The 10,149-nt window shown below is 60.5% G+C and carries 18 protein-coding genes and 1 pseudogene; 2 read left to right on the top strand and 17 right to left on the bottom strand.

Annotation, left to right across the window (positions count from 1 at the left end; all coding sequences use genetic code 11):
- Nucleotides 1-1,127, bottom strand: a pseudogene (locus A2I95_RS17505) (cation-transporting P-type ATPase); the annotation flags it as partial.
- 229 nt (nucleotides 1,128-1,356) lie between these two features.
- Here A2I95_RS17505 and A2I95_RS17500 point away from each other — a divergent pair.
- On the top strand, nucleotides 1,357-1,596 hold the full coding sequence (locus tag A2I95_RS17500; protein WP_245596825.1) for a hypothetical protein: 240 nt from the start codon (nucleotides 1,357-1,359) through the stop codon (nucleotides 1,594-1,596).
- A gap of 22 nt (nucleotides 1,597-1,618) precedes the next feature.
- Here the strand turns inward: A2I95_RS17500 and A2I95_RS17495 are convergent, their stop codons facing one another.
- Complete coding sequence (locus tag A2I95_RS17495; protein ID WP_367151844.1) at nucleotides 1,619-2,281, bottom strand: L,D-transpeptidase; 663 nt, start codon at nucleotides 2,279-2,281, stop codon at nucleotides 1,619-1,621.
- Here A2I95_RS17495 and A2I95_RS42570 point away from each other — a divergent pair.
- On the top strand, nucleotides 2,229-2,339 hold the full coding sequence (locus A2I95_RS42570; RefSeq protein WP_367151842.1) for a hypothetical protein: 111 nt from the start codon (nucleotides 2,229-2,231) through the stop codon (nucleotides 2,337-2,339). The genes A2I95_RS17495 and A2I95_RS42570 overlap by 53 nt on opposite strands.
- 218 nt (nucleotides 2,340-2,557) lie before the next feature.
- Here A2I95_RS42570 and A2I95_RS17490 read toward each other — a convergent pair whose 3' ends face one another.
- The 15 genes from A2I95_RS17490 to A2I95_RS17420 form a co-directional block, all read right to left on the bottom strand.
- Complete coding sequence (locus A2I95_RS17490) at nucleotides 2,558-2,842, bottom strand: hypothetical protein (RefSeq protein WP_291731524.1); 285 nt, start codon at nucleotides 2,840-2,842, stop codon at nucleotides 2,558-2,560.
- A gap of 152 nt (nucleotides 2,843-2,994) precedes the next feature.
- Nucleotides 2,995-3,723, bottom strand: a complete 729-nt coding sequence (locus A2I95_RS17485) for a cytochrome c biogenesis protein CcdA (RefSeq protein WP_291731521.1) — start codon at nucleotides 3,721-3,723, stop codon at nucleotides 2,995-2,997.
- A gap of 15 nt (nucleotides 3,724-3,738) precedes the next feature.
- On the bottom strand, nucleotides 3,739-4,344 hold the full coding sequence (locus A2I95_RS17480; protein WP_141889205.1) for a cytochrome-c oxidase: 606 nt from the start codon (nucleotides 4,342-4,344) through the stop codon (nucleotides 3,739-3,741).
- Nucleotides 4,341-4,781, bottom strand: coding sequence for a copper chaperone PCu(A)C (locus tag A2I95_RS17475; protein WP_141889206.1), 441 nt, complete (start codon nucleotides 4,779-4,781; stop codon nucleotides 4,341-4,343). The genes A2I95_RS17480 and A2I95_RS17475 overlap by 4 nt, the downstream gene beginning before the upstream one ends.
- The gene (locus A2I95_RS17470) at nucleotides 4,778-5,329 is read right to left on the bottom strand and encodes an SCO family protein (RefSeq protein ID WP_291731517.1); all 552 of its coding nucleotides are present in this window, start codon (nucleotides 5,327-5,329) and stop codon (nucleotides 4,778-4,780) included. The genes A2I95_RS17475 and A2I95_RS17470 overlap by 4 nt, the downstream gene beginning before the upstream one ends.
- 94 nt (nucleotides 5,330-5,423) lie before the next feature.
- Nucleotides 5,424-6,182, bottom strand: coding sequence for a DsbA family protein (locus tag A2I95_RS17465; RefSeq protein WP_141889208.1), 759 nt, complete (start codon nucleotides 6,180-6,182; stop codon nucleotides 5,424-5,426).
- A 60-nt stretch (nucleotides 6,183-6,242) separates the two neighbouring features.
- The gene (locus A2I95_RS17460; RefSeq protein ID WP_291731514.1) at nucleotides 6,243-6,497 is read right to left on the bottom strand and encodes a hypothetical protein; all 255 of its coding nucleotides are present in this window, start codon (nucleotides 6,495-6,497) and stop codon (nucleotides 6,243-6,245) included.
- A 2-nt stretch (nucleotides 6,498-6,499) separates the two neighbouring features.
- Nucleotides 6,500-6,799, bottom strand: a complete 300-nt coding sequence (locus tag A2I95_RS17455) for a hypothetical protein (RefSeq protein ID WP_141889210.1) — start codon at nucleotides 6,797-6,799, stop codon at nucleotides 6,500-6,502.
- A gap of 3 nt (nucleotides 6,800-6,802) precedes the next feature.
- Nucleotides 6,803-7,324 carry a TlpA disulfide reductase family protein gene (locus A2I95_RS17450; protein ID WP_141889211.1) on the bottom strand — a complete coding sequence of 174 codons (522 nt, stop codon included), beginning with the start codon at nucleotides 7,322-7,324 and terminating at the stop codon, nucleotides 6,803-6,805.
- A complete protein-coding gene (locus tag A2I95_RS17445; RefSeq protein WP_244940705.1) occupies nucleotides 7,321-7,893 on the bottom strand; it encodes a DsbE family thiol:disulfide interchange protein in 573 nt (190 codons plus the stop codon). Before A2I95_RS17445 ends, A2I95_RS17450 begins: the two co-directional genes overlap by 4 nt.
- Nucleotides 7,890-8,360, bottom strand: a complete 471-nt coding sequence (locus A2I95_RS17440; RefSeq protein ID WP_141889212.1) for a c-type cytochrome — start codon at nucleotides 8,358-8,360, stop codon at nucleotides 7,890-7,892. Before A2I95_RS17440 ends, A2I95_RS17445 begins: the two co-directional genes overlap by 4 nt.
- Before the next feature lie 2 nt (nucleotides 8,361-8,362).
- Nucleotides 8,363-8,539, bottom strand: coding sequence for a hypothetical protein (locus A2I95_RS17435; RefSeq protein ID WP_167510213.1), 177 nt, complete (start codon nucleotides 8,537-8,539; stop codon nucleotides 8,363-8,365).
- On the bottom strand, nucleotides 8,536-8,679 hold the full coding sequence (locus tag A2I95_RS17430) for a hypothetical protein (protein ID WP_167510216.1): 144 nt from the start codon (nucleotides 8,677-8,679) through the stop codon (nucleotides 8,536-8,538). The genes A2I95_RS17435 and A2I95_RS17430 overlap by 4 nt, the downstream gene beginning before the upstream one ends.
- Entirely contained in the window at nucleotides 8,672-9,157 is a 486-nt protein-coding gene (locus A2I95_RS17425; RefSeq protein WP_141889213.1) for a DUF411 domain-containing protein, read from the bottom strand. Before A2I95_RS17425 ends, A2I95_RS17430 begins: the two co-directional genes overlap by 8 nt.
- A 2-nt stretch (nucleotides 9,158-9,159) precedes the next feature.
- The gene (locus A2I95_RS17420) at nucleotides 9,160-10,143 is read right to left on the bottom strand and encodes a hypothetical protein (RefSeq protein WP_244940706.1); all 984 of its coding nucleotides are present in this window, start codon (nucleotides 10,141-10,143) and stop codon (nucleotides 9,160-9,162) included.
- Between the last annotated feature and the right edge of the window lie 6 nt (nucleotides 10,144-10,149).

Below are 10,149 nucleotides of genomic sequence, written 5' to 3'. Positions count from 1 at the left end.
ATGACTACCGGCGTGTAAATCCTCGCAAACTTCGCCACCCACTGTTCCACAGGAGCGCGGCGGGAATGCGCGTCGCCAACCATGCGTATGATTTTCGAAAGCACTGTGTCCGATGCCTTCTTCGTTGCCCGCACAGTAAGAGTGCCTTCACCGTTGATGGTGCCGGCATAGACTTCGTCGCCCGGTTCCTTTGGCACCAGGGCGCTTTCACCGGTAATGGGGGCCTGATCAACAGCACCCGCTCCCCCTACGACTTCACCGTCAAGCGGAATGCGGTCGCCGCCGCGCACAATGAATTTTGCATTTACAGCTACCGCGGACGCTGGAACCTCCGCTTCCGATCCATCGTCATAAAGCACCTTTGCCGTGGGGGGCGCGAGGTCCAGCAGCGCCGAAACTGCGTTCCTCGCCCGGCCGACACTCCAGTTTTCGAGATAAAGCGAAAGCGAGAAGAAAAAGGCGACCGTCGCGGCCTCGAAGAATTCGCCAAGGCCGATGGCGCCGGCCACGGCGACGACCATCAGGAGGTTCATGTCGGGCGAGAACCGCCGTGCTGAGGACCACGCCTTGGGAGCGACGAGCCAGACGCCAAAGAGAATCGCAACCGCGAAGAGTCCGGCTTCGGCCATCGGCATCGGTCCCTCCCCATGACCAGCGAACAGCCCTATAGCCCCGCTCATACCGGTCTCGACGATGTGGTAGAGGAAACCTGCTGCCCAAAATCCGCCACTCAACGCGGTGAAGCGCCATTGACGTGCCAGATGCGCTGCCTGATCCTTCGCTGCGTTCTTGACGTCCCAGGGCTTCGCACTCATCCCGGTACTAGCGACCAACTTGGTGACCTCGAAGTCGGATAGTGCTATTGCGGTATCAAGGATCGTCATGCGTCCGTTGATCACGTCAAACGCCAGGTGCTCGGTTCCGCCCACACTCGGACCCACGGCCCGGTTCAGAATTGCCACCTCTTCGGCGCAATCGAGTCCGGAGACCTGGAAACTGCGCCCGTTAGCAGGGGGCGGGCCTGCCGGACCAATGTCCCCGCAGGTTGAAGCACCGCCGCAGCAGGCAGATTCATGATCCTGCGTGCAGGTGCTATTGTCATCGTTACGGCGGGTTTCGAGCGGCATAGGCGGACCTTCAGATTCGACGAGATCCTTCGAACCTAATTCCTACAGCACCTAGAGCTTCAAGTGGTCAAACGCGTTTTTTCGCTAGACGCTCAAATGCGCCGTAAATGCGAGGGTCCGACCTCTGGCTTGTGGCGAAACATACCGTATGCCAGATTGCCGACGGGAAACAAAAAAGCAAACGGCAGAGGTTTAGATGCAGAAACGAAATGCGGCAATCGTGGCCACAATGCTAATTCTGGCAGGATGTTCTTCCTCTACTAGTGTCTCCGGCAACGCCGCAACGCGGGTCGGAAACGTGCCTGACGCCGTCGTTGATCTCGCGGCTCCGGGACAAAATCTTGCGTCTGCACGGCTTCTGCCTGAAGACGGCTGCTACTGGTATGAGCATAGCGGGCCAGTTGAAACCACGTTGCTGCCGCTTAGAACAACGGCGGGAAACCCGATCTGTTCGAAACCGGCGGCATAGTACAGATCAAGAGACCTCCGCCTCAACTCTGCGCTGTGATGCCGTCTTCGGCCTCGTATAGAAAGGCCGTCGAACCAGGCTCCACGTTTGGGTAGAGATCGTTGATATGCGCCATCACCATTCGGACGCATCCTGAACTTGCCCTGCCACCGATCGAACGCGGCCATGGCGTTCCATGAATACGCAGGTAGGTATCGCGGTTTCCGACATACAAATAGAGAGCGCGGGAACCTAACGCGTTCTTCGGGCCTGGTTCCTGCCCATCTGCATACTGGGAATAGGCCTCCGGGTCGCGTTCGATCATGGATTGAGTAGGCGTCCAATGCGGCCACTCAACTTTTCGCCGGATGGTGTAAGTGCCAGGTTCGTACAAATTGCCACGGGCTATGGCCACACCATAGCGCATGGCGGTTCCGCCTTCTTCAATGTGGTAAAGATATCGCGCAATGGCATCGACATGGATGTCCCCCGGCACCAACCCGTCGTTTGCAACGACCCGGGTCGGAAGAAAACGTTGATGCAGCCCCCATGGATTAGACGTTGCCGGATCATAGTTTGGCGGTGTGATTTGAGCGTCCCAATTTGCTTTCTGAGTAGCGGTCGGCCAAGATCCTGCATCCACCGTTCCTGCAATTGCGGTAGAGAACAGTGCTGACGAACTTGCGACAAAATGGCGTCTCGTAATCATATCTGAGAATTTCTCCTGTGCCGTTTGCTTACGTCGAATGACCCCACTCCGATAAGAGCTACAGCTACTAAAGGGTCAAGGGGTTTCTGAGGTCGCGCATAGATTTCTGGACCGGAAAATTTTCGCTTACTGTCCCAAACTTGCAAGAACACCGTAGGTAGGGAAAATTTGTTCAATTCAACACGGGGCGGTCTATGACAGCGAAATTGAATGGTGGACAATGGCCCATCGCGCCACGCGACGGCTTCGATGGCAGGGCGAACATCGGCCTGCTCAGGGCACGGCTTGTTCAAGTGCTCTGATCTGAGAGACGTCGAAGATGTACAAAAATTGATTCAGAGCCATTTTTGAATGCTTATGCCGCGTCCCGGTATCATGCCGATTGACACGCAGATCTTCGTTATGGACGTGGCGCAGCTCTTGTGCCGTACCGGATAAGTCTTGACCCTCCAGCGCCGGAACACCGCATTGTGTTTGGCAATGAACCGAAAGCTGATCATTGATGTCCCATTCTATACGGGCGAGACGGACTACGGCCAACTCGCCCGGAACGTTCATGCGCTGGATCCAACCGCGAGGATTGACTGGTTGGCTGACTGTCGGCTCGTGCAAATAGAATGCACCTGTGATGCCGGTCTTGTACTCGTGGCGGTGGAACAGACAGGTTTGATCCCCGGATCAATTATCAGCGTTTGACAAGCATTTGGCAGTTACCCGATCCGCCCGAGGACCGGAAAGACACCGAGCAGCCAGTAGGACAGCGCGGTGAGCTGCCCGGTCATCATCGCCAGTCCCATCACAACCATCACCGCACCGGCGGCCTGATGCAGGCGGCGCCCGAACCGTCTGGCACCTCGCAAACGGCCAACAAGCCGATCGGTGAACCCGGCAACAATCAGGAACGGCACGCCGAGGCCGGCCGAATAAACTGCCAGCAGGGTGACACCTTGCCCAACCGTTGCGCTCGCCGCGCTGGCAGTGAGGATCGCGCCGAGAATAGGGCCGATGCAAGGAGTCCAGCCGAAGCCGAACGCGAGACCCAGAACATAGGACGCGGTCGGCCTGCCGCCGGGGATGTCAATATGGAACCGAAGATCCCGCTCCATGGCGCCGATCCGCGCCGCGCCGATCATGAACAACCCGAACAGGATCACGATGCCGCCGCCGATGAGGTTGAGTTCATACCGCCACCGTAACAGTGCCTGACCCAGGGCCGTTGCCGAAGCCCCGAGTGCCATGAAAATCGTTGAGAACCCGAGCACGAAGCAGAGGCTGAGCCAAAGGGTCTGAGCCCGGCCGACCTCTACATCGCCTGCGGTCGTTCGCCCTGCAATATAGGAGACATAGCCCGGCACCAATGGCAGGACACAGGGCGATACGAAGGAGATCGCTCCGGCCAGAAGGGCCGCGATCATCCCCAGAAGTGAAAGATCAGCCATGCGCTATCTCCAATTTCAGTTGAAAATTCCAAGAACACGATCCAGAAGTCCCGGCTCTGGCAAGGGCGCGCGGGTCAACTCATTGATATAGAGAACAAGGTTGACCCGGCCGAACTCCACTCCATGGAAAATGCCCGCATGACGCCCGCCCCGTGCGATGATGTGGACCATAGGCGCCTCGCTTTCACGCTCAGACAGGGCAGAGAATGAGGCGGCGGCGGGTGCCGTTCCGTTTTCCACGGCGACACGGCTCCAGTTCGCGTCGTCCCAGCCCGGATCAGGTACGGTGCCAGCAGTCAGAAAGACAACCATCTCGCGCATTGGCGTGACATTCACCGACTCCTGAACTTCTCTCAGGAGGGCCTGCTGCGCCGCACAGGGGGCGCCACAGGTCCTTGGGATGAAGCTGAGTACCACGATCTTGTCTTTCATATCGTGTATCTGGACAGCCGCGCCGCCGGCATCTGTCAGCGCCAATTGCGGCGTCCGGCTCAGGTCGGTCGGTTCGAATGCCGGCTCCCGCTCGGCCATCACCTCGTCGATCCTCTCGCCGGGGTGATGGGCGGAGGCCTCCATGGCGGTCCCAGCTAGCAGCGCGAGGGCAACAACCATGCGTTTCATTCCGCGCTCTCCGGACCGGTGGCGACAATGCCCAGAACCCTCACCTCGACCGCGATCTCACCCGCGGTTTCGAAAGTCAGGGTCAGCGGAAAGCTCGTGCCCTCTTCGAGCTTCTGTGTGAGCTGCATCAGCATCAGATGCATGTCACCGGGCGCAAGCGTCACGATTTCGCCCTCGGGCAGGTCGAGCGCGTCGAGATGCACCATGCGAGAGACACCGTTTCCGTCTGTTTCGACCGCGTGGATCATCACCATGCCCGCAACCGGGCTCGACACCGACAGCAGGCGGTCGCCCGTATCGCTGGTCAGGCTCAGGTAGCCGGCGCCGGGACGGTTCGCGATGATCGTTGCGCGCGCCCAGGGAGAGGTGACTGTCACCTCAGCTATGGACAACGTTGGCAGAGCGGCAATGAATGCCGCACCTAAGAAATGTTTCATCCAGATCGCTCCTCGTTTTCAATCAGGCTTGAGATGTGTTCCGCCAGGTCTCCGGCCGACTGGCCGCTCTCAATGAATACATCCTCGAAACGTCCATCGGGGCGCATCAGGTAGATGTGGCCGGGATGGGCCATGAGATAGCCGTCGGGCGCGGCCTCGTCTTCGGACCGCTCATACCAGACGCGAAAATTGCCGACCGCCTCGGCCACCTGTGCTTCGGTGCCGGTCAGTCCGACCATTCGCGGATGGAAGGCGGAGACATATTCAGCCATCACCTCTGCCGTGTCTCGCGCTGGATCGACAGTAATGAAGATCGGCACCACGCGCTCGGCCTGCGGACCGAGAGTGTCCATAACACTAGCCAGATAAGCCAGCGTCGTCGGGCAGATGTCGGGGCAGTAGGTGAAGCCGAAGAAGACAAGCTGCCAGCGCCCGGCATAGCTTTCCGCTGTCACGGCCTGCCCGGTGTGGTCGGTCAGGGAATAGGCATTGCGGATCGCAGCCTCACCAGTGACAACAGGGGCGGGCAGTTCAGGCGGATGTAACATTCGCCAGAAAAAAGCTCCTGCGAAGGTGAGCACAGCCACGGCAGCAAAGCCCCAGATGGCTAGCCGGACCTTGTAAAGGCTCGTTCTCTGCATCTTAAGGTCCTCCAGATAGGTCCCGCGCTTCGGCGATCATGGCTGCGAGCTGGTCTTGTTTCGCAAGCCCGGGCACAATGTTGCCGCCGATAATGAAGGTCGGCGTGCCGGAAATTCCGAGCTGCTGCGCAAGTTCGCGCGACCGGGCGATATGTTCATCGACTTCGGGCGCGTGCATATCGGCTTGAAGCCGTTCGAAATCTAATCCTACCTCATTTGCGGTACGGCGGATCGTGGCTGCGTTGGCCCGAGGTTGTGCCATCAGAGCATCATGAAACTCAGCGTATTTTCCCTGAGCCCGCGCTGCGAGAGACGCACGGGCAGCGGTCTCGGAATCCGACCCGAGGATCGGAAACTCTCGCATGACAACCCGCAAATCGGGATCCTCGTCAATAAGGGCATTCACCTCCGGCGCAGCCCGCCGGCAATACGGGCAGTTGTAGTCAAAGAACTCGACAATGACGGTGCCGCCATCGGGGTTGCCGAGGCTTCCGGCGTTCTGATCGGACTGCAGATCATTTCGAAGATCCGCAATCGCCGCGCGCCGCTTGTTCTCAGTCTCGGCCGCAACCTGGCCCTGGTAGGCCATGATCGAGTCGATGATGACCTCGGGGTTTTCTCTGATAGTGTCCAGGATCAGAGCCCGGATCGCGTCCTGCTGCACGTCGCTGAACGGTGTCGATTGCTGCGCGACGACCGGGCCCATGCCGATCAACAAGGCCACTGTGGCGCCAAGAACGCGCGCTCCAATCTCAGTCATGCCAATTCCTTTCGCATCTGTTGCTGGACCGGGGGATGGGAACCCCCCGGTCCAGTTCCCTCACCCCTCGTCGGTAGAGTGATCGTGCTGCCCCATGTGGTCCGTCATGGCCTGCATCATCTCGGTGCAAGCCTCCATCATAGGTCCCATCTGCTGCATCATGCCCATCATGCCGGACATATTGCCTTCGCCCATCATCATGCCATTGCCCTGCATCATTTGCCCCGGCGTCTCGTCGCCTTGGGCAAATGCAACAGGGGAAGTCAGGGCCATTGCGAATGCGGCCGAAAGACCTAGTTTGGTTGCGGTTTTCATCTTCAGTTCCTTTCCCTGGTTGAAATTCCGTCCTTCGTATCCACCGGTTCACTTGTCGGCGTCTTTTGGGCATCACAGCCCTTGCTTTTGCACATGACGCAGTATCCGGTGGCGCACATCACGGCGCAGGGGGCGAGGCTGAGGATCAGGGGGGCCGCCCCGATCGCGGTCAGCCAGCCCCAGTTCAGAGCCGTTCCGGCGCCGATGATAGCCATAGCCGCGATCACCAGCCCCCGGCGGCCAAGCGGCAAGCGAAAGCCTGCAGGCCGGGTCGGGTTTGCCAGGTCGGGTGTTTCGGTCATTGGTCAGTTTCCCCCTGTCGCGATGATAGTTTGAAATTGTGCGACCGCGTCCGGGCTGTCCCATTCGGCAGGGCCAACCAGTCGGCCAAGCTCACGCCCCTCGCGGTCGATCAGGATTGTCGTCGGCAGACCGTAGGCGGCAAATGCCATCATCGCGCGGATATCCTCGGCCAGGTACATTCCCAGATGCCCGATCCCGATGTCTTCATAGAACTGACGGATCACCGGCATTCCAGCGCGGTCTATGGACAATGGCAGAACGTGGAAATCACCACCGCCAAGGCGCGCCTGGAGCGCGTCAAGCGTTGGCATCTCCTCGCGGCAGGGCAAGCACCAGGTCGCCCAGATATTCAACAGCACGACCTTGCCGTGGAAATCATCGAGCGTCAGGTCGCGCCCCTCGCCATCCACGAAAGGCGGCGATAGCATCGGACGCGGTTTATCATGGAGTTGTATCAATGGCCGTGCGAAGGCAGGCCCGGCCGCCAGCGCCATCGCGCCCGTCAGAAAATGCCGCCGTCTCATTGCGCGCCCTCCTCTTGCAACCTGCGCACCAGCGGCAGGATTTCTGTATCCAGGATTTGCCGGTTAAACGGTCCGACATGCTTGTGCGCGATCCGGCCCTCGGCATCGATCACATAGGTTTCGGGCACGCCGTATACGCCCCAGTCGATCGCCACGCGCCCATCTCGATCTGCGCCGATGCGGGTGAACGGATTGCCCAGCTCGTCCAGAAATGCCTGTGCCTCGTCGGCGGCGTCCTTGTAGTTGATGCCATAGATTGGCACTTCGCCTGTGTCGGCGAGCTCCACCATCAGCGGGTTTTCGGCCCGGCAGGGCACGCACCAGGACGCCCAGACATTGACAAGGGAAACGTGCCCCGTCAGGTCGGCCGAAGAGAGCCCGTCCTCCCGGCCTTCGATTGGCGGCAGCGTGAATTTCGGCACCGGCTGCCCGATGAGGGCCGAGGGCAGACGGTCGTCATTGTTAAAGAGCCCCCAAAAGAAAAACGCGCCAAGCCCGGCAAACATAACCAGCGGCAGCAGCATTATCTGGGAATAGCGCCGTGTCCGGCGGCTCGTATCTGAACTCATGACCCATCCCCCTCGGTCTCGGTGATCCGGGCCTGGGCCGCGCGCTGACGTTCGGGCCAGGTGCTCTTGATAAAGGCGAGAACTGCGAAAATCTCGGCGTCGCTCAGAACGTCCCGATAGGCGGGCATGTCGCTTTCGTAGCCCGGAACAACTCCGCCGACGCCAAGCCGGGTAATATTGAACAGGTCCCGGTCCGAATGGTGCCAGGTGTGGCCGGTCTCGTCATGCGGTGGCGCCGGCATGCGGCCGTCGGCATTGCGGCGGCGCCAGTCCGGCGCCCCCTCAAGATCGGCGCCATGGCAAGACGCGCAGGTTTCAGCATAAAGCGCTTCGCCGCGCGCGATCTGCTCTGGCGCGATGATCTGCCCGAGAAAGGCGACCGGTTCCGGTTCGGCCCGCAGTGTCTCCGCTCCAACCGCGATGGCCAGGACTGACATCGCCACCCCCGCAATTGTCAGCAACCGCATCCTCATGACGGCGCCCGCAGGTACTTGATGAACGCAAGCGCGGCGAGCACCAGAACCGCGATCAGGAGAAGCACAATCAAGCCGCTTCCCAGCATCATACCCATCATCGGTCCACCCATCATTTGGCCCATGCAATCGCCTATGGAGCCCGTGCCGGGCCCGCCAACCTGTCCGTTCATTTTACTCTCCTGAAAAATCTGCAAAGGAACACGATGCCCGCGACGAGCGCGGCAAATCCCGCCAGTGGCACGAGCGTCATGACCAAGATCGCCGCCGCCGTACCGAATGTTTCAGTGAGAAGCGCGGCAGCTTCACTCATCGGAATAGACCGCCACACCATCCGGCCCGAAGGAGTAAACACGCAGCGTGCCAGTCTTCTCCGGCGCCATGCCGGGCGCGTTTGCGGGCATGCCTGGCAAGGTGATGCCGGTAACATCCGGGCGTTCTTCCAGAAGGCGCTCGATGATCTCGGAAGGCACCAGCCCGCTTACGGCATAACCGCCGATCATTGCGATGTGGCAGCCGATACCGCGATCGGGGACCCCAGCTTCGACGGAGCGCTCTTCGAAATCCCGGTCATCAATCACCTCGACTTCGAAGCCGTTGTTCCGAAGGTATTCGGCGTAGGCATCGCAACAGCCGCAGCCGGGCGCGCGCCAGATTGTGACAGGCTCCGCGCCCTGTGCGGCAGCGGAAGCAATAAAGGGTGACGGGGTGCCGCGATCAGCGAAGAGGTAGGCGGCGGTGGCAACACCGGCGCCAGCTACACCCAAGGTCAATGCAAGTATCTTTTTCATAGTCAGCTATCCTGTTCTCCAAGTGCCGCAAGGAGCGCCCAATTGGCTCCCCCGTCGCGGCTTTGCTTCAGTGCGGTATCGGTCGCAGCGGCGATATGGCCAGGGTCAGCGGGATCGATGGCAAGAGCCCGCGCCTGCAGGTTCGACTTGCGTTCCCAGATCACGCCGCCATCTGTGGAGGCCCAGAGTCCGGAAGGCAGGGCCGCGTAAAGCCGATCCGGCGCGGGATAAGCCGAGACAAGTGCCAGAACCGGCTCGCCCTCGGGCAGGGGTGCCTCCTGTGGCGGTGCGGTCCCGGCGGCAAGTGCATCCATCGCATCGCCCGCCACCACATCCTGCCAGCGGCAGAAACAGTCCGGCACACGGGTTACACCCTTTTCGGTTCCCGCATAGAGCCATATGCCGCCCATGCCTGAGGCGAGATTGACGGAGGTGAGCGCCAGCACGTCCCGTTCGGCCTCCTCGATCCACGGACGGTCCATGACGAAGCTCCAGGTCCTGCCTGCGTCTTCGCTGCGCCACAGTCCATCGCCCGAAACAGCAGCGTAGACCGTGTCGGGCGCTGCCGCCGCGACGGCGAGTGCAGTGACCTGCGCATCCGGCAGCCCATTGACTGCAGAGTGCCATGAGCGCCCGCCGTCATTCGACCGTTCGACGCCTCCACCCGCCGGTGCAGCAAAGAGCCGGTCCGGGCGGTCGGGGTGATTGGCAAGCGCTCGAATTGGTCGCTCGGTTGCCGTCAGATCGGCAGCTGTGCCCGTTGAAACATCAACGGATCGGACGCCGTCCCCTGCCACGATCACCGATTGGCCGCTGAAAATGACCGCCGAAGCCGCATAACCAGTGGCCTGCGCACTGCGCCCTGGAAGAAACGCAGCAATGAAAGTGCTGCCTGTCATGGCGAGGAACATCCGCCGGTGGGTGTGCCCCGGGTTTCCGCCGTCAGTCGCGCCCGAGGGATTTTTGAAGGCGCCAGATCGTTCCATTCCCGT

The organism is Leisingera sp. F5, from assembly GCF_001593695.1.
The sequence above is the reverse complement of the archived record's forward strand: the minus strand, read 5'-3'. Positions and strand labels throughout refer to the sequence as shown.